We start from the raw sequence: 18,327 nt of genomic DNA, 5'->3' as shown, positions 1-18,327 counted from the left end.
CATGAAACCGTCTGCCCCTGTCGGCTCCTGGCAGCAACAAACCTTGGTTGAAGCCATACGTTTGCGTGAGACCCTGTGGGGGCCTCTTGAAGACCTCTCGGAGTCGCGACGTGCACGGGCGGCGGGTGGCTCATTTGCTCGACGCGTAACGGCGCGAGCCCTGGCTCTGGCTCAACGTGACGGGTTGGAGCAGGCCTGGAGTCGCTGGTGGCGCGTGGCGCGTCTTCTGATGGTCGCGATGGCCGTGCTGGCGGTGTTGGCCGGTGCTGCGACCGCAGCCGGTGCCTTGGGCGATGGCCGTCGTGCCGTTAATGTGGTCACGGCCGTAGGAGCCTTGTTGGGACTGCATGTTCTGACTTTTATTTTCTGGTTGCTCAGTCTGGCCTTGTCGGGGAAAACGACCGGCGCTGGCAGTTGGGCTGGCGATCTGTGGTGGTGGCTGAGTCGCCGCTTCGTCAAAGGCGAGGCCAGTCTGGTGCCGCAGGCTTTTGCCGCCGTGTTGGCGCGCCGTGGCACTCAGTTCTGGCTGGCGGGATTGATCAGCCATGGTTTGTGGGTGTTGGCCTTCCTGTCGGCCCTGAGCACCCTGCTGTTATTGCTGGCTTCGCGTCGCTATCACTTCAACTGGGAAACCACGCTTTTGACGCCAGATACCTTTGTCTGGCTGGTTGAAGGCCTGGGCGTCCTGCCGTCCTTGTTGGGCTTTACCTTGCCCGATACCCTCACCATACGTAGCAGCGATGGCTTGCACATGCTGGATGCCCAGGCTCAGGCCCTTTGGTCCAGCTGGTTGCTGGGTGTGGTGGTCACGTATGGCCTGCTGCCTCGTGTGCTGGCCCTGGCCTGGAGCCTGTGGCAATGGCGTACACACACGGCGCGACTGAGCTTGGACGACAGTTTGCCGGGTCTGGCGGAATTGCGCCCGCGCCTGATGCCTGTCAGTGAGCCTACGGGCGTAGACGAACTGGCCTCGCCCGACAAAGTCGCCCGGATTCACAATGAGCCCGGCGCTCTTTTAGCGGCTCATGCTCTGTGTGTGGTGGGGCTGGAGTTGCCGCCCGAACACCGTTGGCCGCCTGCCTTTATCCAGGAGGACATGCAGGATCTGGGTCGCGTGGATTCACGGGCCGAGCGTCTGGCCATTTTGGGCCGCCTGCAGTCAGCGAGCCCTCGTCATTTGTTGATGGTGTGTGACGCTGCCCAGACCCCGGATCGGGGTGTGGTCGCCACCTTGGTGGAATGGGCGCAGTTGGCCCAGCAGTCCGATGTCATTTTGCTGGATGAGGCCTTGGCCGATCCTGAGCAGGCACGCCGTCGCAGCTGGCATGAACGCTTGGTGGCGGCCGGTTTTGCGCCGGGACAGATACACGATCAATGGCCTGACCGGCCTTTGAAGGAGCCTTCATGAATGCTGCGGCTTTGACGCTGGCGGTGGTGGGCCATACCAATACCGGCAAGACCTCCTTGTTGCGCACCCTGACCCGGGACGCCGCTTTTGGTCAGGTCAGCAACAGTCCCGGCACCACACGGCATGTAGAAGGAGCCCGGCTGACGGTGGACGACGAGGCTCTGGTAGAGCTGTTTGATACCCCCGGCCTGGAAGACAGCATGGCTTTGCTGGACTTTATGGATCAGCTGAGCCAGCCTGGGGAGCGTATTGATGGGCCGGAACGGATTCGGCGCTTTCTGGAGTCCCCCGCGGCGCAGGGACGCTTTGAACAAGAGGCTCGCGTGCTGCGTAAGTTGCAGTCCTGTGATGCCGGTTTATACGTGGTGGATGCACGCGATCCTGTGCTGAGCAAGCATAAAGATGAGCTGACGCTGCTCGCCTATAGCGGGCGGCCTTTGCTGCCTGTTCTGAACTTCGTGCGCAGCCCGCAGGCTCGGGTGCAGGAATGGCGTAGTGCTTTGGCCCGCTTGGGCCTGCATGCCTTGGCAGAGTTCGATACGGTAGCGCCAGCGCTGGATGGCGAAGCGTTGCTGTACGACAAGCTGGCGGTATTGCTGGAGACGCAGGCCGGGGTGTTGCAACATCTGAAAATGGATTTGGCCCAGCAGGCGGCCTTGCGGCGTCGGGATGCCCTGCGGCTGTTGGCAGAGTTGCTGATTGATGTGGCCGCCTGGCGAGTGAGTACGCCCTCGGACAAGGAATCCATGACCTTGGCGGTGCAGCAGTTACGGGAGCCGGTCCTGGCACGCGAGGCCAAGAGTGTTCAGGCTTTGCTCAGACGCTACAGCTTTGGCCGTCAGGATGTGGTGGCAGATCTGCTGCATTTTGAGGGAGGCCGTTGGGGTATGGATTTGTTTGATCCCCAGGCCTTGAAAGAGTTTGGGGTGCAGTTGGGTAAGGGCGTGGCGGCTGGCGCCATGGCCGGTGCGACACTGGATGTGATGACTGGTGGCTTGAGTCTGGGAACGGGAACGGTTCTGGGCGCACTGGCCGGCGGTTTGTGGCAAGGCGCGGACAAGTGGGGCCAGCGCTTGATGGGCAGGCTGCGAGGCGAGACCGAGTTAAGTGTGGATGACGCGGTGCTGCGCCTGTTAGCGGTGCGCCAGCTCAGTTTGATTGCGGCTCTGGAGCGGCGCGGTCACGCGGCGCAAACGCCTATTCGGCTGGGCGAAATTGATGCTGAGGATTTCGATCAGGCCTTGCAGCGGGAATTGAATGTCTGGCGTGCGCAAAGCCTGCCTGAGGAGTTGGCGCAGGCTCGGATTCATCCGACCTGGTCCGCCTTGCGCAATGACTACGCGCCGGATTCGCGGCGTGAAGCCTGTGTGCAGAGCCTGGTCAAGCACTTGCTGGGAGCGCGCAATGCGCCAGGGGCCAGCTCGGTTGGGCAGACACAGCGATAACGCAGTCGGGTTTATTCCTTTTCCTCGCGTGGCAAGTGGGCATAACAGACCGGCGAGCTGGGTTCCCTTGCGTCATGGATGCGATCCTCGTTGGCCAATGCGTTGAGCACGGCCTGTTTTAGCACCGTCAAATACGAGGTGTGTGGGTCATGGGCGGCGCTTAGCAATTGCAGTTCGCCTTTGCGGGCCAGCGTCATCAAGGGCAGCAAGGCGTCGGGGTCCTGCTCCAACTGTTGTTGATAGCGGCGCTGAAATTGCTCAGGGGAAATGTCGCCCTTATGAAGACCCTTGCGCAACTCCGGTGTGGGGCTGGCTTCGTGCAGCCACTGGATATCGCCCAACGCTTCTTTGCGCAGGCCGCGTGGCCAGAGGCGGTCTGTCAGGACACGGGCAGCCTTGCCGGAAGACGCATGGATGGCATCGTAAACGCGATTCAAGGTGATGATGTAAGGCATGACAGGCTCCGGGAACGTCGGGTGTCCTGGCGCTCAGTCGCGATGGCTGGTCGTTTTCTGCTTCTGTGCGTCGGGGCCGCCGCAGTAACAGGCGGCGGTGAATGCGGCTGCTAAAGGCAAGCAGCAAGCTGCAGCAGCTTCCCGGACTTGTGTAGCCCGTTTCCGTGCGAGGGTGAGGTTCAGGTCTCAACCACCTGGCCGTCAAGGCTGCTGCAGTGTTGGGGGGTACGTGTGGCGCTTTACGCCTTCTTACTGACCAGGCCGTAGATAAACAGGACGATGATGGCACCCACGATGGAACCGATCCAGCCAGCGCCTTCGCCGGGGACGTACCAGCCCATGGCTTGACCCAGATAGCCGGCTACAAATGCGCCGACAATCCCCAGGATGGACGTCATTATCCATCCCATCTTCTGGTCGCCAGGCATGATCGCCCGCGCCAGCAAACCTACGATAAAGCCCACAACAATCATGGAGATAATACCCATCGTTCTACTCCTGTTCTGTGTTTGCCGGTCATAGGTTCAGACCGCTGGGTCTATCTTAGGTAGGGAGTTTTTGCACGTCTATCGTTTTGCGTATCTGAAACCGTTAAAAACGTCAGGCTTTGTAAATGGATGATCCTTATCCGGGCTGCTGCTAGTGTGCGAATGTCGCGCAGCCTTGCGAAGAACCGGCTATTTCCCTTTGCCCGTGACTCTGGCTGTCGGTGGGCTTTCACCGGAATTTTGCGCGGACAGCGCTACGATGGGGTAAAGCGAGAGGTGTGCGCTGTCACTGAGGGGGGGCCTGAGCCTGCCCGTTCTTGTTTAACCTGCCTTGTTTGAGGGTGTGCTGATGACGATTCCCTTGCCCATTCTGGACCTGAAGCAGTGCGATGCCGAACACGCTATGCGTGCGTTCATCGGCTGGTGGCCCGATGCGCAAACCCGGGCCTGGCTGGCCGAACAGGCCCGTCAGGCCCAGGCCCTGTATGGTGGACGGATGATGCAGTCTGATCACTTTCACTTAACCCTGGCTTTTCTCGATAGCAGCCCCGTGTCGGCGCTGCAGTCCTTGGCGACACGAATGGCTGGATGGACGGTGCCGGATATCAAGCTGGATCTGACCGTACGGGATGTGTTTGAAAAGCCCAGGGTGGTGTGGGCCGGTCCTGACGACTCGCAAAAGCAGGCTCTGGATGCCCTGCAACAGTGGCATGAGGCAATCTGGTCCAGCTTGACCGGGCTGGGCTGGACACAGCCTCCGCGCCCTTTTCGACCGCACGTGTCCTTGCTGCGGCATGCGCAGATTGTGGCGGGCCGAGCGCATGGCCATAGGTTGTCGCCCCAGGCTTTTGTCGGTGATGGTGCTGGCTTGATTGTGTCCGTTCCCTGTGAACAGCGGAGCCAATATCATCTTGCCGCCATGATGGGCTCAGAAAGGACAGGTGCATGAATATTCGTTTTTTGGAAACTTTCATCTGGATTGCTCGCTTGGGCAGTTTTCGGGCGGCCGCGAACAAGCAGCATTTGACGCAGGCTGCGGTGTCGGGACGGATTGCAGCCCTGGAGAGCGAGTTTCAGAAAACCCTGTTTGAGCGCGGTCATCGGGATTTGCGTTTGACTCCCGCCGGGCGAAAACTGATGCAGTACGCCGAGCAGATGCTGGGCATGGAGCACGATCTGCGCGAGGCCCTGGCAGGTTCCAGCCGCTTGAGCGGCCGTGTGCGTCTGGGGGTGGTCGAGTCCATTGTGCATACCTGGTTCAAGGACCTGATTCGCCAATTGCATGCCCTGTATCCCGAACTGGAAATTGAGCTGACTGCTGAATCCACGTTGCGCCTTCATGACCTGCTCAAACGCGGCACGATTGATGTGGCCTTGCAGACCGATCCCATCATGGGCGATGGCATACGCAATCTGCCCATGGGGTCGATGCGTATGGGCTGGGTGTGCATGGCCGATGAGAGCATGCCGGTCCGTAGTGGCTTGCAGGAGTTGGTCCAACGCTGGCCCTTGGTCACCTTCCCTCGCGGCTCGCAGCCCCATCTGGCCTTGGTGCAGTTGCTTGACCCCTTGCCGGTAGATCAGGCCCGGATTCATTATGTATCTTCCATTGCCGCCAGCATGCAACTGATCGAGGCACAACCCAGTATTGCGACCTTGCCCCTGGCGGCGGTCAGTCGTCAGCTCAACAGTGGGCTGTATCAGGAAATCGTCTGTGAGCATGCCTTGCCGGACTTGCGTCTGGTGGCCAGTTGGCGACCCGATCCCTTGACGCAAACGGCTCAGGCCGTCATTGGGGTAGCGCTGGAGCGCATGCATCATTTTGCTGCCGAGCATCCAGGTCTGGCTTTACCCCCGCCAGACACGCGTGTTTTTGCCATCTAGCCTTTGAGGGTTTTCCCCTTGCCCGTACAGGTGTACGACCGCCGCGCTTGCTTGATAAGCTATATCTCGCGCCATTCGCTAGAACTGATCGCTTTTTCCGATTGCTCCAGGTTGAAATAAACCGTTTGGTCTCTGCCCGGCAGCCGTTGGACACTCCCACAAAGCGTGTGCAATGACTTTGATTCGGGAGGGCTGTCGTGTCTGCTATTTTTCGTACGGATCGTGATGCGCCGGGGGAGTTGTTCATCTGGACAGATATCGCCCCGGAACATGAGCGGGATTTCAATCAATGGTATGAGCGCGAGCACATGGCCGAGCGTGCGGCCATACCGGGCTTTCAATGGTCGCGACGTTATGTGCGTCAAGGGGTCGGGCGCAAGTATCTGGCCCTGTATCGCACCGAGTCCCTGCGGGTCTTTGGTACCCCCGAATATCGAAAAGCATTTGAGCAGCAGACAGACTGGTCCAATACCAACTTTGCGCGCATGAGCAATACCCAGCGCCGCGTGATGGCGGTGAGCGTGCTGGGCGGGGCCGGTACGGGCTCACATGTTTTGCTGGTGCGTCTGCCTGAACGTGCACATCAGCAAAGCCTGGCCCGTCACAGTGCGGCCTATCTGGAACAGGTGGATGGTTTGGTGGCCTTGCGTGTGCTCACGCCTGATCCCGAGCTCTCGACCCCCCTGCCGTCCGAAGATACGCAGCAGCGTCGTTTGGACCCGTATCTGGTGGCGGATCTGACCACCCCGGAGGCTGCGCATGTCTTGGCCGCCCGCTTGCAGCAGGATCTGGGCGTGGCAACGAACGATGTATCCGAGTTTTCTTTGTTGTGGGATCTGCAGTCACGGGATCTGAATGCGAGCCGTTCATAAGACGGCTATCACCTCAATTCTTGGGAGAAGCGACATCATGATTAAAAAATTACTTTCCATGGCTTGCGTACTGGCGTTGGCAGGGACCGCGCAGGCGGCCACCAACTGGAACATGAGCACCGAGCAGCCTGACAACAACTTTCTGACACAGAATGCGCGTGAGTTCGCGGCCGATATCAAAGCGGCGACCAATGGCGAGTTGAATATCAATGTGCAATCGAACTCGGTGCTGCTCAAGCGTCCCGAGGTCAAGCGTGGCGTTCAGCAAGGTGTGGTGCAGGCCGGGGAGATGCTGGTGGCGGCCATCGGCAACGAAGATCCTTTGTTTGAAGTCGACAGCGTGCCTTTCCTGGCCTCATCCTTTGACCAGTCGGAAAAGCTGTGGAAAGCCACCCGTCCGTTTCTGGCCGAGCGCCTGGACAAGCAAGGCATCGTGCTGGTCTATGGCTCCCCCTGGCCTCCACAAGGCATTTACACCAAACAACCGGTGGAGCAGCTCTCGGATCTGGCTGGCGTCCGTTTCCGTGCCTACAGTCCGGCCACCAGTCGCCTGGTTTCCTTGATGGGGGCGGTGCCCACCACCGTGCAAACACCTGAGGTGCCACAGGCGTTTTCTACCGGCATTATTGATGCCATGCTGACCTCGCCGGCCACGGGCGTGGATTCACAGGCCTGGGACTACGTGAAGTATTACTACGACGCGCAGGTGTTCATTCCGCAAAGCTTTGTGATTGTGAATAAGCGCGCGTTCCAACGCCTGCCCGAGAACGTGCAAAAAGCCGTGCTGGAAGCTGGGGAACGGGCTGAGCAGCGTGGCTGGGCGATGTCGCGTGAACAGACGTCCAAGCTGACCCAGACCATGGCCGATAAAGGCATGGTGGTCGGCCCGCTCAGCGACAAGCTGGCTGCGCAGTTGCAGGCTATCGGCCAGACCATGACCGAAGAATGGCTGAAGAAAGCGGGGGCCGACGGCCAGAAGCTGCTTGATACTTACCGTCAGCCCTAAATCAGGAGTGCGTCCATGATTGTGCTGGAGCGTATGGCCAGAGTATGCGGCGCACTGGCCGCACTCTTTCTTTGCCTGATCGGGGTAGTGGTGACGGCGCAGATTGTGGCGCGCCTGTTCTCCATGCAAATACCGGCGTCGGACGACTTCGCAGGATGGTTTATGGCAGCGTCGATTTTTCTGGCGCTGCCCTACGCCATGCTGCAGGGCGATCATATCCGCGTCTCTTTGTTGTTGCAGGTGATCCCCGAGCACCTCAGGCGCCCTTACGAATTGTTGGCCACGCTGATTGGGCTGTTGCTGGCCGCCTGGTGTACCTGGGAGACGGCCCATTTTGTGTATGAGTCCTTTGTGTACAAGGAAGTCGCTCAGGGCATGGTCGCGGTGCCCCTGTGGATTCCCCAACTGGGCATGCCTGTTGGTTTGGGTCTGCTGACCCTGATGTTGTTGCGGCGTCTGCTGCGTGTGGTTCAGGGTCAAGAATTGGAGGCAACGGAACATGGCTGATTTATCTCAGGCAATCGTCTTGTTTGTGGCTCTGCTTGCCTTGCTGGCCAGTGGAGTGTGGGTGGCGCTGGTCCTGATCGCTTGCGGTATCTTGTCTATTTTTTTGTATGCAGATGCACCGGCGGGCATTATTTTTGCCACTAAAGCCTGGGACTCCTCGGCCAGTTGGGCCCTGACAGCCCTGCCCTTGTTTATCTGGATGGGGGAGATTCTGTATCGGACCCGGCTGGCGGAAGATATGTTCAGCGGGCTGGGGCCGTGGGTGCAGCGTTTGCCGGGTCGTCTGGTTCATGTCAATACCTTGGGTTGCGGCATTTTCGCGGCAGTCAGTGGTTCTTCGGCTGCCACGGCTGCCACCATTGGCCGCATCTCCTTGCCCGAGCTCAAAGCACGAGGCTATGACGACAGCATCAGTATCGGCTCGCTGGCCGGCGCCGGTACCCTGGGCCTGCTGATTCCCCCCTCGATCGTGATGATTGTGTACGCCGTGGCCGCTCAGGTTTCCATCATCCGCCTGTTTGTGGCCGGGGTATTGCCCGGTATCTTGTTGATGTGCCTGTTTTCGGCCTACATCGCAATCTGGTCCATACGTCATCCGGATCGGGTGCCGGCGGCAACCGAGCAATTAAGCCTGGGTGAGAAAGTACGGCGCCTGCGTCTGCTCTTGCCGGTGGTCTTGTTGATTGTGGCTGTGATCGGTTCAATTTACGGTGGTATTGCAACGGCCACGGAAGCGGCTGTGCTCGGTGTCATTGGTTCCTTGCTTATTGCCGCGGTGGGGCGTTCCCTGAATTGGAAAACCTTTACGGCCAGCTTGTTAGGCGCTGCGCGCACCTCGTGCATGATCTCCTTTATTTTGATCGGGGCCGCCTACCTGACCAGCGCCATGAGCTTTACCGGCCTGCCTGCCAATCTGGCTGCCTGGATTGGTTCCTTGGGTTTGAGCCAATACGCCCTGATTGCCGTCTTGACGGTGTTTTTCGTCATTCTGGGCGCCTTTCTGGATGGCATTTCCATTGTGGTGCTGACCACGTCGGTCTTGTTGCCCGCTGTGATGGCGGCCGGTATCGACCCGATCTGGTTTGGCGTCTATCTGATTTTGACTGTGGAAATGGCCCAGATCACTCCGCCCATCGGTTTCAATCTGTTCGTGATTCAGGGGATTACCGGCCGTAACCTGTTTGAGCTGGTGCGCATGGCCTTCCCCTTTTTCTTGTTGCTGGTGCTGGCCACCGTATTGGTGACGATCTTCCCGCAAATCGTCATGGTCTTGCCTAACGCGATGTAAAGGGGGGGGGGAGATGACTATGGCTTATGTCAGCCTGGGAGCGCAACGCTATAAAGTGGAGCGCGCCTGGACGCAGGCCGATGTGGGCAGCATCACCAGCGTGGCGGTGCTCTCTGATGGGCGTATTGCGGCGTTGCTGCGCCGTCCGGCCAGTGTGCTGGTGCTCACTCCGGATGGACAGGTATCGGCCCGCTGGCCATTGGACGATATGCTGTGCCCGCATCACATCAGCGCCCGTCCGCAGGGCGGCGTGTTGGTGACGGATGTCGATGGGCATCAGGTTGTTGCTCTGGACGGCCAGGGCCATGAGCAATGGCGGCTGGGCATGCCGGAGCAGCCGCGTTGGCAGGAACCGTTCAACCACCCCACCCATGCGATTGAATGTGCAGGGGGAGGCTTGTGGGTAAGCGATGGCTATGGCAATACCGTGGTGCATCGCTTTGACCCGCAGCGTCAGTGGCTGGCTGCGCTGGGCGCGCCGGGCCCGGGGCCTTTGCAGTTCAGCACGCCACATATGCTGGCCGGCGCGGCGGACGGTTCGGTCTGGGTGGCTGACCGTGAAAACAATCGCGTCCAGCATCTGGATGTACAAGGTCGCTATCTGGGGGAACTGCGCCCCTTGTACAAGCCAATGGCCGTGGCCGTACAAACCGACGGTTCCGTTCTGGTCAGCGACCAGACCGCGAGCCTGTCACGGTTTGATCCGGATTCGGGCATCTTGCTGGGGCGTTGTCGGGTGCAGGGCGTGTATGGGCATGGTTTGACCACCGCGCTGGACGGACGGATTTATATAGCAGAAATGTTGCCTGATTGCCTGACTTGCTTACAGCCCGTTTAATTATCCACAAAGCATGAAAAAGTAGTTGGCGCTATGGAAGCGGTCAGCGCAAATCCATTAGACTATGCGCATGAATACGTCTGCGTCTCTGTATGTCCGTACAGACTCCTCTGGTCAGCTGCAATTGCTAGGCGACTGGTCCTTGCGTCACTACGAAGCGTTGCAAAGCAGTTTGCGCTCGCTCGGTGACAAGCAGGGCCCGTGGTCCTTGGATTTCAGCGCCTTGAAGTCGCTGGATACCACCGGTGCTCAGGTGCTGTGCGAGTGGCTCGGAGCCGAGCGTGTGCAGGTGGCTCTGGATACGGCCCAAGGCTTGTCCAAAGAGCGCCATCAGTTATTGCAAACCGTCGCCAAGGCGATGAGTCGCATGGATCAGCGCCATCTGGTTGCGCCCCGCTGGGGCATCACGGATCTGTTCGAGCGGGTGGGCCTGTCCATGGTCCACATTTCGCGCAATATGCGCGAGCTCCTGGGTTTCATCGGCCTGACGCTGGAAACGCTGATCCGCAATCTGCTGCGGCCCAGTCAGTGGCGGGTGACCTCGATTGTGGCGCAACTGGAGGAAACTGCATTTAATGCAGTGCCCATCGTGGCCCTGCTGACGTTTTTGGTCGGTGCAGTGATCGCCTTTCTGGGCGCGACGGTGCTGGCGGATTTTGGCGCCACGATCTACACCGTCAACCTGGTCGGTTTTTCCTTCCTGCGAGAGTTCGCGGTGCTACTGACGGCCATTTTGATGGCGGGTCGTACTGCCAGCGCCTTTACCGCGCAAATTGGCTCCATGAAGGCGAATGAAGAAATTGATGCTCTGCGCGCCCAGGGGCTGAATCCCATGCTGATTCTGGTCATCCCCCGGGTGCTGGCCATGTTGTTGGCCATGCCTATCCTGACCTTTGTGGGCATGCTGGCGGGGATTTTTGGTGGCGCACTGGTGTGCGCCCTGATTTTGGATATCTCGCCGACCATGTTCATCAATATCTTCAATCAGGATATTGATTTGCGACACTTTGTGCTGGGCATGGCCAAGGCACCGATCTTCGCGTTTCTGATCGCGGTCATCGGCTGTCAGGAAGGGTTCAAGGTCACTGGCAGCGCCCAGTCTGTGGGCGAGCACACCACCTCGGCCGTGGTGCAATCCATCTTTATCGTCATTTTGATCGATGCCTTGGCCGCGCTGTTCTTTATGGAGATGGGATGGTAGAGGCTGCCGTTCGTCCCATTATTCAAGTGCGTGATCTGGACAATCGCTTTGGCGATCACGTCGTGCATGAGCATTTGGATATGGACGTCTACCCCGGTGAGATCGTCGGCGTGGTGGGGGGCTCCGGTACGGGTAAGTCGGTACTGCTGCGCGCCATTTTAGGTTTGCGCCCGCCCAATGGGGGCACGGTTCGCATTTTTGATCAGGAAATCGGTTCTCTGACGCCCGAAGACCGTTCGCGGCTGGAGCGCCGTCTAGGGGTTCTGTTCCAGCAAGGGGCACTGTTTTCCTCGCTGACCGTGGTCGAGAATATTGCGATGCCCTTGATCGAGCATATCGGTCTGTCCCGCTCATCGGCCGAGCATATCGCCGCCATGAAAATGGCACTGGCCGGTTTGCCCGCCAATGCGGCGACCAAATATCCGGCCGAGCTGTCTGGCGGCATGATCAAGCGCGCCGCCTTGGCGCGTGCCCTGGCACTCGATCCGGAAATCCTGTTTCTGGACGAACCCACGGCCGGTCTGGACCCTGTGGGCGCGGGGGATTTTGACCAGCTTATTCTGACCTTGCGCGATGCGTTGGGTCTGACCGTTTTTCTGGTTACACACGATCTAGATACGCTCTACACCATTTGTGACCGGGTCGCCGTGCTGGCGCAAAAGCGTGTGTTGGTCAACGACACGCTGGCCCATGTAGAGCAGGTTGATAACGACTGGATTCGGGAATATTTCCACGGTCCACGGGGACGGGCCGCCCAACAGGCCCAAAGCCGTCGTCAGGAGCATTGTTAATGGAACCGCGTGCCCATCATGTATTGATCGGGGTCTTTACCTTGGTAGTGGCGATCGCTGCTGTCTTTTTCTCGCTTTGGCTGGCCAAGTCGGGGCAGGATGCCGAGACCCGTGATTACGATATTGTCTTTCTGGAAGGTGTGCGTGGCTTGTCACGTGGCAGTGCCGTGCAATACAACGGCTTGCGTGTGGGCGAGGTGCGGCATTTGCGCCTGGACCCGAATGATTTGCAGCGTGTGCGGGCGCAAGTGACGATTCAGGCTGCGATCCCGATTCACGAAGATACCCAGGCTCGCCTGGCGCTGGCCGGCATTACCGGCCAGTCCGTGATTGAGCTTAGCGGCGGCACGCCTAACAGTCCCTTGCTGGAGGCCCAGGATGACGGCTTGCCTACCATTGTGGCCTCGCCCTCTCCACTGGCTCAATTAATGGCCGGGGGCGAGGAGCTGATGGCACAGATCTCCCGGCTGCTGGATAACGCCAATACCTTCTTGTCGTCCGAGAACTCATTATCGCTTTCTGCCAGTTTGCAACAGCTGGAAGCCTTGATGGGGCAGCTCTCGAAGGCCAGTGAAGGCGTGCCGGCCCTGGTAAAAGAGCTGTCCCAGGCCAGCGAACAGGCCACTCGCCTGCTCTCGTCCACGCAGGGGCTTGTGGATCGTCAGGGTACGCAGGCCATGAATGCGATTCAGAAATCCATGGAAGATTTCAGCCGCGCCACTCAAAGCCTGAACAAGCTGCTGGAACAGAACTCGGCCGCTATTGGCCGCGGGGCCCAGGGTTTGACCGAGATCGAGCCTGCCTTGCGTGAGTTGCGGCAGGTACTGGCCGGGTTCCGGGCCGTTACCTCCCGTCTGGAAGAAAATCCGACCGGTTACCTCTTGGGTCGCGACAAATTACAGGAGTTCACACCATGATGCCCACGATTGTGCATCGTTTGCTAAAGGCATCGGTAGTTGGTCTGGCCGCCTTGTCTACGGCCTGCTCGGTTCTGCCTCAGTCCGAGCCCCTGACCTACTATCAGCTTCCGGCGGCAGCGCTGAGCGCCCAGCAAGCCGGTGCTTCGCACAAGCAATTGATTATTCAGGTCAATCGCCCTCATGCGGATCGTTTGCTGGCCAGTTCGCGTATTACAGTTTTGCCTCAAGGCAACGAATTAAGCGCGTATAAAGGCGTGCGATGGGGGGATGATGCGCCTGCCCTGCTGCGCAATCGTCTGGCCGATGGCTTGCGTGACGCCGCACAGTTCCGGGCCGTGGTGCTGGAAGGCGAGTCCGTGATTGCCGATATCGAGCTGGGAGGTACCTTGGGAGCCTTCCAGGTCGAGTATGTACAGGGTGCGCCACGGGTACGCATTCAGCTTGATGCCTTGTTGCGTGACCAGCGTTCTGGCCAGTTGATCCAGACCCGTCGATTTGTGGTTCAGCAGGAGGTGGACGGCACGGCGGTGCCTGAGGTGGTTGATGCTTTTGGGCAGGCTGCCGATGCCCTGTCCTTGCAGGTCAGCCAGTGGTTGGGTTCTTTGACGGTTCAGACCGAGACGTTTTAATGATATGTACGAGTCACGCGATCAGCCCTTGATTACGGGTTGGCAGTTTGCCAAACGCCTGTTGATGCATACCTTGATTGGTATCGTTTTTGTAACTTTTTCCCTGATGCTGGGTGCACTGGGCCATATGTGGTTTGAAGAGAATGTGCCCTGGCACGATGCGGCCTTGAATGCAGCCATGATGGTGGGGGGACTTGGCCCCATGGCTCTGCCCGAGACCTGGGCTGGCAAAGTTTTTTTTGCGATTTATGGCGCATATATCAGTCTGGTGCTGGTCGCCACGTTCGGGCTGATTATTACGCCCGTGATGCATCGTATTTTGCATACCTTCCATCTGGAAGATTAAGCCACGGACAGGAAGGCACGGTAGAAGCGAGGAGTCCAGAAAAAGAAAGGGCACACGTCGTTTTTGAGTCCGGCTCGCTACGCCGCGCCTTTTTCATGGCTGCATGAAGGTTTAACCCTGTACGCGTTCGTGCTCCAGCCTAGCGATCAAGGCCGGTAATTCATCCATACGACGGAAGGTGTCCCGCACGCCAAGGCGGCGCAGATCTTCTTGTTTGTCGGGGACCGGGCAGTAACCCAAGACAGTCGCCCCGGCGGCCAGGCCTGCTGTCGCGCCTGTAACACTGTCTTCCACGACCAGACATTCCTTGGGGTCTACACCCAAACCCTGCGCAGCGGCCAGATACACATCCGGGTAAGGCTTGTTGCGGGGGGTCTCGGCGCCGCTATAGATATGGCTGCCAAAATAATCCAGCAGTCCCGTTTGTCCCAGTTGCAGTACCAGCTTGGCTCGGTCTGCCCCGGAGGCACAGGCAATCATGCCGGGCTTGTCGCGCAAAATGGCATCCAGAGTGTCCTGGATGCCGGGAATGGCCATGACTTCATTGCTCAAGGCATGGTTGCGGCGCATGCGAAAGGCCATCACCCATTCCATATCCAGGTCCTTACCCGTCATTTTTCGCACGGTCGGCAGCTCGTCGGGCAGGGCTTTGCCAATGAACCAGTCGTAGCACTGTTCGTAGCTCATCACCCAGCCTTCCTCTTGCAACATGTCCCGCAGCACGCGAACCGTGATGGGCTCGCTGTCTACCAGCACACCGTCACAATCAAACAGCACAGCGGAAAATGTCATCAGTAATACCTTTTAGCCAATAAAACTTGAAGTCTGTGATGATACCGCAGGCGGATGCCGAGCAGGCACGGCGCGGCGTGGACTCCTGAGTACCGGCAGGGGATCTGCCGGCCTAGTGAAAACCCCGACTCATAAATAATTGATTATTGATATATTTATATCTAAACTAAAATTTCATAATCAATAAACCTTACTGCGGAAGTTCCGTCATGGTTCATAAAACAACTCGAGTGGTGGCAGCAGCGTTGCTGGCATTGGGAATGGCTGGCGCGCAGGCGGCGGAAGTCACGCTCAAGGCGGTATCTGTCTTTACGATGGACACCTTCTTTACCAAGCGGTTCAAGCAATTCGTTGACAAGGTCAACGCAGAAGGCAAGGGCTTGGTACAGATCAACGTCATTGGTGGCCCGGAAGCCATTCCTCCTTTTGAGGTCGGCAATGCCCTGCGTTCGGGCGTGATCGATTTTGCCAATACAACCGCTGTCTTTCATGCCAACCTGGTGCCAGAGGCGCTGGCCCTGACGCTGACGGAAAAACCCATGAGCGAGCTGCGCCAGAATGGCGGCTACGAGCTGATGGACAAGATTCACCGTGAAAAAGCCAATATCACCTGGCTGGCCCGCACTACCGATGGCCTGCAATACCACATCTACACCAACAAGCCGGTGACTTCGGCGGACCTGTCGGGCTTTAAGCTGCGTGGCGTGCCGGTGTACCTGTCTTTCTTCCGTGAAATCGGTGCTACTCCCTTGCAGATTCCACCCGGCGAGGTCTATACCGCGTTGGAGCGTGGCGTGGTGGACGGGTATGGCTGGCCGTCAGTGGGTGTGATGGAAATGGGCTGGCATGAAAAAACCAAATACCGTGTTGAACCCGGCTTCTATAACGTGGAAGTGGGTTTCTTCATGAACCAGAAGAGCTGGGAAAAACTGGATGAAGAGCAAAAAGCCTTCATGCGCAAACAGATCGAGTGGATGGAGTCGCAAAACGTGACTGAACACCAGATGGCGGTGGAGGAAAAAGCCGCCACTGAGCAGGCCGGTGTGCAGGCGCTGGTTCTGGAGCCGGACGTTGCTCGTGCCTTGCGAACCAAGGCGTATGAAGCTGGTTGGGCCGGTATCGACAAATCCAGCCCCAAATACGCCGCGCAACTGCGCGAACTGTTTGGTGGTTACCAGCCTTAACGCAGATAGTTGTTGACGCTGTTGGACAGTGGACATTGCCCCCTTGCGGACAGTGTCCACTTTTTGATGGCGCCCTACGGGCGATATGATGCCCGCCCTTTCAGTGATCCTTGACCTGCGGAGAAGACGCGATGTCTGCTGCAACAGCCCCGGAAGGCCAGCCTTCCAACCCGACGTGGGGGCGTCCTTACGCCCTTTTAATGCATACCTGCGGTGCCGTGGCAGCCGTGACTTTCGGGCTGATGAGCCTGCTGGTCTGTGCTGACGTGATATTGCGAAACCTGGGTTACGACGCGCTCTCGACCAGCGTGGAGGTGACCGAGTACATGCTGATTATCGCCACCTTTGTGGCAGCCCCCTGGGTGCTGTACCTGGGCGGTCATATTCGTATTGATGTGCTGTTCAACACCTTGCCAGCTTCTGCCCAGCGCGGTCTGGATCTGCTCTCGAACCTGCTTGGACTGGGTGTTTGCGGCACACTGGCCTGGCAATGTGCCCTGGTGGCGCTGGATTCGCACGAGCAAGGCGCCATGGTCTTCAAAGCGCTGATCTTTCCCGAGTGGTGGCTCAATCTGCCTTTGCTGTTCGGGGCGGGCTTGCTGGCACTGGAATTCTTTCGTCGTCTGATTTCGCGTTCCGCGGCGCAAGGAGCCTGAGCATGGAATGGCAAATGGCATTGATCCTGCTGCTGGGATCGCTTTTTCTTCTGATGGCCATCGGCACGCCGGTGGTATTTGCCTTTCTGTCCGTCAACTTGCTGGGAGCCTGGTTGTTTCTGGGCGAAGCGGCCGGTCTGGCTCAGTGGGCACGGAATACTACCGCTTCCATTGGCAGTTTTTCGCTCACCCCCATTCCCTTGTTTGTCTTGATGGGGGAGGTGCTGTTTCATACCGGTCTGGCCTTTAAGGCCATCGACTCGATTGAACGCATGATCTCGCGCGTGCCGGGCAAATTGTCCATCGTCAGTATTCTGGGAGGGACGACGTTTGCGACCCTGTCGGGTTCGTCGATTGCCAATACGGCCATGATGGGCGGTGTGATGCTGCCTGAAATGCTGCGTCGCGGCTATCACCCTACCATGGCCATGGGCCCCATCATGGCCGTGGGCGGTATCGCCATGCTGATTCCGCCTTCGGCACTGGCGGTGATGCTGGGCAGTCTGGCCGGCATTTCGATCGAGCGCCTGCTGATTGGCGGTATTTTGCCCGGCATGTTGATGGCGGCCGGTTTCCTGGCCTATGTGGTCGTGCGCAGCCGCCTGCGTCCGCAAGATGCACCGATGAGCGATGACGATCCTGCCACGCGTCTGAAGGGCTGGGCCCTGTGGAAGCCCTTTGTGCTGAATGTGGTGCCTTTGCTGGGTATCTTTATCGCGGTGGTGGGCTCCATGCTGGCCGGCTGGGCTTCGCCCACAGAGTCAGCAGCCATTGGCGTGGTCGCCTCGGTGCTGGCAACCATTGCTTACCGCGCCCTGACGCTCAAAGCCTTGTGGAAGAGCCTGATCGAAACGGCCAAAGTATCGGTGGTGATCCTGTTTATTCTGGCGGCCTCGACCACTTTTGCCCAATTGTTGAGCTTTTCGGGCGCCAGCGCTGGCTTTTTGGGCTTGATCAAAGACTATGATTTGTCGCCCTTCGTGTTGGTCATTTGCATGTTGCTGGTGCTGCTGGTGATGGGCATGGTGCTCGATCAGATCTCCATGATGATGATCGCCTTGCCCTTTTTCATGCCCTTGGCATTGGCCGCTGGTGTGGACACCGTCTGGCTGGGAGTGATGATTCTGATTGCACTGGAAATCGGCTTGTTGACCCCGCCGTTTGGTCTGTTGCTGATCGTGATGCAAAGTGTGGCACCTCCGTCCATCCGCTTGCCTCACATCTACAGTGCTGCCGTGCCCTTCCTGGTCATCGAGATCGGCATTCTGGCCCTGGTCCTGTTTGTGCCCTGGATTGCCATCGGCCTGCCAGGCCTGATCGGCTAAGGCAGAGCAGGCAGTCTGAAAGCGGGACAACAAGCATGTTGTTCCGCGAAGAAAGCCAGAGTCTGGATACAACGCTCAAACAAAAAACCTCAGTTCGGCACAGGCCCAACTGAGGTTTTTTTATGCTCAATAGCGTTGATCGTTCTCGCTGCCTATTTATGTGCAGCAAAGTGATTGATGTGGGGGCGGCGTACAAGCGCTTTAACGATCTTTCTGCCTGTCGCTGGGATCGCTTTTAGAGGCGAGTAGGACGCAGGTTGTGTGTGCCGACAGTGTTCAGGTCAGTTTTTGA

At 58.5% G+C, this 18,327-nt stretch carries 20 protein-coding genes; 17 read left to right on the top strand and 3 right to left on the bottom strand.

Annotation, left to right across the window (positions count from 1 at the left end; translation table 11 throughout):
• Window position 1 precedes the first annotated feature (1 nt).
• Together V6936_RS14320 and V6936_RS14315 are read left to right on the top strand one after the other, a co-directional pair.
• Entirely contained in the window at window positions 2-1,408 is a 1,407-nt protein-coding gene (locus V6936_RS14320; protein WP_059318375.1) for a DUF2868 domain-containing protein, read from the top strand.
• The gene (locus tag V6936_RS14315) at window positions 1,405-2,853 is read left to right on the top strand and encodes a DUF3482 domain-containing protein (RefSeq protein ID WP_301606370.1); all 1,449 of its coding nucleotides are present in this window, start codon (window positions 1,405-1,407) and stop codon (window positions 2,851-2,853) included. Before V6936_RS14320 ends, V6936_RS14315 begins: the two co-directional genes overlap by 4 nt.
• An 11-nt stretch (window positions 2,854-2,864) precedes the next feature.
• Here the strand turns inward: V6936_RS14315 and V6936_RS14310 are convergent, their stop codons facing one another.
• Together V6936_RS14310 and V6936_RS14305 are read right to left on the bottom strand one after the other, a co-directional pair.
• A complete protein-coding gene (locus V6936_RS14310) occupies window positions 2,865-3,308 on the bottom strand; it encodes a DUF488 domain-containing protein (protein ID WP_003804938.1) in 444 nt (147 codons plus the stop codon).
• 239 nt (window positions 3,309-3,547) lie between these two features.
• A complete protein-coding gene (locus V6936_RS14305; RefSeq protein WP_003804935.1) occupies window positions 3,548-3,796 on the bottom strand; it encodes a GlsB/YeaQ/YmgE family stress response membrane protein in 249 nt (82 codons plus the stop codon).
• Window positions 3,797-4,145: 349 nt separating this feature from the next.
• Here V6936_RS14305 and thpR point away from each other — a divergent pair, with 349 nt between their 5' ends.
• From thpR to V6936_RS14245, 12 genes are all read left to right on the top strand, one after another.
• Window positions 4,146-4,745, top strand: a complete 600-nt coding sequence (gene thpR / locus V6936_RS14300; protein WP_059318444.1) for an RNA 2',3'-cyclic phosphodiesterase — start codon at window positions 4,146-4,148, stop codon at window positions 4,743-4,745.
• Window positions 4,742-5,680 carry a LysR family transcriptional regulator gene (locus V6936_RS14295; protein WP_003804930.1) on the top strand — a complete coding sequence of 313 codons (939 nt, stop codon included), beginning with the start codon at window positions 4,742-4,744 and terminating at the stop codon, window positions 5,678-5,680. Before thpR ends, V6936_RS14295 begins: the two co-directional genes overlap by 4 nt.
• A gap of 197 nt (window positions 5,681-5,877) precedes the next feature.
• On the top strand, window positions 5,878-6,552 hold the full coding sequence (locus V6936_RS14290; RefSeq protein WP_003804927.1) for a DUF4286 family protein: 675 nt from the start codon (window positions 5,878-5,880) through the stop codon (window positions 6,550-6,552).
• A 37-nt stretch (window positions 6,553-6,589) separates the two neighbouring features.
• Window positions 6,590-7,558, top strand: coding sequence for a TRAP transporter substrate-binding protein (locus V6936_RS14285; protein ID WP_003804925.1), 969 nt, complete (start codon window positions 6,590-6,592; stop codon window positions 7,556-7,558).
• A 15-nt stretch (window positions 7,559-7,573) separates the two neighbouring features.
• Window positions 7,574-8,065 (top strand): TRAP transporter small permease, encoded by a 492-nt coding sequence (locus V6936_RS14280; protein ID WP_003804924.1) that lies wholly within the window; start codon window positions 7,574-7,576, stop codon window positions 8,063-8,065.
• A complete protein-coding gene (locus V6936_RS14275) occupies window positions 8,058-9,353 on the top strand; it encodes a TRAP transporter large permease (RefSeq protein WP_131071158.1) in 1,296 nt (431 codons plus the stop codon). The genes V6936_RS14280 and V6936_RS14275 overlap by 8 nt, the downstream gene beginning before the upstream one ends.
• Window positions 9,354-9,372: 19 nt before the next feature.
• Complete coding sequence (locus V6936_RS14270) at window positions 9,373-10,191, top strand: peptidylglycine monooxygenase (RefSeq protein ID WP_336580026.1); 819 nt, start codon at window positions 9,373-9,375, stop codon at window positions 10,189-10,191.
• A 64-nt stretch (window positions 10,192-10,255) separates the two neighbouring features.
• A complete protein-coding gene (locus tag V6936_RS14265; RefSeq protein WP_003804920.1) occupies window positions 10,256-11,392 on the top strand; it encodes an ABC transporter permease in 1,137 nt (378 codons plus the stop codon).
• Window positions 11,386-12,183 (top strand): ABC transporter ATP-binding protein, encoded by a 798-nt coding sequence (locus V6936_RS14260; RefSeq protein ID WP_131071160.1) that lies wholly within the window; start codon window positions 11,386-11,388, stop codon window positions 12,181-12,183. Before V6936_RS14265 ends, V6936_RS14260 begins: the two co-directional genes overlap by 7 nt.
• On the top strand, window positions 12,183-13,100 hold the full coding sequence (locus tag V6936_RS14255; RefSeq protein ID WP_003804915.1) for an MlaD family protein: 918 nt from the start codon (window positions 12,183-12,185) through the stop codon (window positions 13,098-13,100). The genes V6936_RS14260 and V6936_RS14255 overlap by 1 nt, the downstream gene beginning before the upstream one ends.
• Window positions 13,097-13,732 (top strand): ABC-type transport auxiliary lipoprotein family protein, encoded by a 636-nt coding sequence (locus tag V6936_RS14250; RefSeq protein WP_003804913.1) that lies wholly within the window; start codon window positions 13,097-13,099, stop codon window positions 13,730-13,732. The genes V6936_RS14255 and V6936_RS14250 overlap by 4 nt, the downstream gene beginning before the upstream one ends.
• A gap of 4 nt (window positions 13,733-13,736) precedes the next feature.
• The gene (locus tag V6936_RS14245; protein WP_003804912.1) at window positions 13,737-14,078 is read left to right on the top strand and encodes a hypothetical protein; all 342 of its coding nucleotides are present in this window, start codon (window positions 13,737-13,739) and stop codon (window positions 14,076-14,078) included.
• A 111-nt stretch (window positions 14,079-14,189) separates the two neighbouring features.
• Here the strand turns inward: V6936_RS14245 and V6936_RS14240 are convergent, their stop codons facing one another.
• Window positions 14,190-14,870 carry an HAD family hydrolase gene (locus tag V6936_RS14240; RefSeq protein ID WP_003804908.1) on the bottom strand — a complete coding sequence of 227 codons (681 nt, stop codon included), beginning with the start codon at window positions 14,868-14,870 and terminating at the stop codon, window positions 14,190-14,192.
• A 209-nt stretch (window positions 14,871-15,079) separates the two neighbouring features.
• On the opposite strand from V6936_RS14240, the gene dctP reads away from it, so the two are divergent.
• The 3 genes from dctP to V6936_RS14225 all read left to right on the top strand — a co-directional run bounded on the left by dctP (window position 15,080) and on the right by V6936_RS14225 (window position 18,035).
• Entirely contained in the window at window positions 15,080-16,054 is a 975-nt protein-coding gene (dctP, locus tag V6936_RS14235; protein WP_039944037.1) for a TRAP transporter substrate-binding protein DctP, read from the top strand.
• A 131-nt stretch (window positions 16,055-16,185) separates the two neighbouring features.
• Window positions 16,186-16,710 (top strand): TRAP transporter small permease, encoded by a 525-nt coding sequence (locus V6936_RS14230; protein WP_003804904.1) that lies wholly within the window; start codon window positions 16,186-16,188, stop codon window positions 16,708-16,710.
• 2 nt (window positions 16,711-16,712) lie between these two features.
• Window positions 16,713-18,035, top strand: coding sequence for a TRAP transporter large permease (locus tag V6936_RS14225; RefSeq protein WP_131071161.1), 1,323 nt, complete (start codon window positions 16,713-16,715; stop codon window positions 18,033-18,035).
• The last annotated feature ends 292 nt before the right edge of the window (window positions 18,036-18,327 follow it).

The organism is Alcaligenes sp. CHO6 (assembly GCF_037120595.1).
Classification (GTDB): domain Bacteria; phylum Pseudomonadota; class Gammaproteobacteria; order Burkholderiales; family Burkholderiaceae_B; genus Alcaligenes; species Alcaligenes ammonioxydans.
Note: the sequence above shows the minus strand (reverse complement) of the source record. Positions and strands in the feature narration are given on the sequence as shown.

Excerpts from the sequence above, each read along its gene's own strand:
- V6936_RS14260 (WP_131071160.1), top strand. The coding sequence starts at position 11,386 with ATGGTAGAGGCTGCCGTTCGTCCCATTATTCAAGTGCGTGATCTGGAC.
- V6936_RS14295 (WP_003804930.1), top strand. The coding sequence starts at position 4,742 with ATGAATATTCGTTTTTTGGAAACTTTCATCTGGATTGCTCGCTTGGGC.
- V6936_RS14240 (WP_003804908.1), bottom strand. The coding sequence starts at position 14,870 with ATGACATTTTCCGCTGTGCTGTTTGATTGTGACGGTGTGCTGGTAGAC.
- dctP (WP_039944037.1), top strand. The coding sequence starts at position 15,080 with ATGGTTCATAAAACAACTCGAGTGGTGGCAGCAGCGTTGCTGGCATTG.
- V6936_RS14230 (WP_003804904.1), top strand. The coding sequence starts at position 16,186 with ATGTCTGCTGCAACAGCCCCGGAAGGCCAGCCTTCCAACCCGACGTGG.
- V6936_RS14310 (WP_003804938.1), bottom strand. The coding sequence starts at position 3,308 with ATGCCTTACATCATCACCTTGAATCGCGTTTACGATGCCATCCATGCG.
- thpR (WP_059318444.1), top strand. The coding sequence starts at position 4,146 with ATGACGATTCCCTTGCCCATTCTGGACCTGAAGCAGTGCGATGCCGAA.
- V6936_RS14305 (WP_003804935.1), bottom strand. The coding sequence starts at position 3,796 with ATGGGTATTATCTCCATGATTGTTGTGGGCTTTATCGTAGGTTTGCTG.
- V6936_RS14245 (WP_003804912.1), top strand. The coding sequence starts at position 13,737 with ATGTACGAGTCACGCGATCAGCCCTTGATTACGGGTTGGCAGTTTGCC.
- V6936_RS14270 (WP_336580026.1), top strand. The coding sequence starts at position 9,373 with ATGGCTTATGTCAGCCTGGGAGCGCAACGCTATAAAGTGGAGCGCGCC.
- V6936_RS14275 (WP_131071158.1), top strand. The coding sequence starts at position 8,058 with ATGGCTGATTTATCTCAGGCAATCGTCTTGTTTGTGGCTCTGCTTGCC.
- V6936_RS14320 (WP_059318375.1), top strand. The coding sequence starts at position 2 with ATGAAACCGTCTGCCCCTGTCGGCTCCTGGCAGCAACAAACCTTGGTT.
- V6936_RS14265 (WP_003804920.1), top strand. The coding sequence starts at position 10,256 with ATGCGCATGAATACGTCTGCGTCTCTGTATGTCCGTACAGACTCCTCT.
- V6936_RS14225 (WP_131071161.1), top strand. The coding sequence starts at position 16,713 with ATGGAATGGCAAATGGCATTGATCCTGCTGCTGGGATCGCTTTTTCTT.
- V6936_RS14285 (WP_003804925.1), top strand. The coding sequence starts at position 6,590 with ATGATTAAAAAATTACTTTCCATGGCTTGCGTACTGGCGTTGGCAGGG.
- V6936_RS14280 (WP_003804924.1), top strand. The coding sequence starts at position 7,574 with ATGATTGTGCTGGAGCGTATGGCCAGAGTATGCGGCGCACTGGCCGCA.
- V6936_RS14255 (WP_003804915.1), top strand. The coding sequence starts at position 12,183 with ATGGAACCGCGTGCCCATCATGTATTGATCGGGGTCTTTACCTTGGTA.
- V6936_RS14315 (WP_301606370.1), top strand. The coding sequence starts at position 1,405 with ATGAATGCTGCGGCTTTGACGCTGGCGGTGGTGGGCCATACCAATACC.
- V6936_RS14250 (WP_003804913.1), top strand. The coding sequence starts at position 13,097 with ATGATGCCCACGATTGTGCATCGTTTGCTAAAGGCATCGGTAGTTGGT.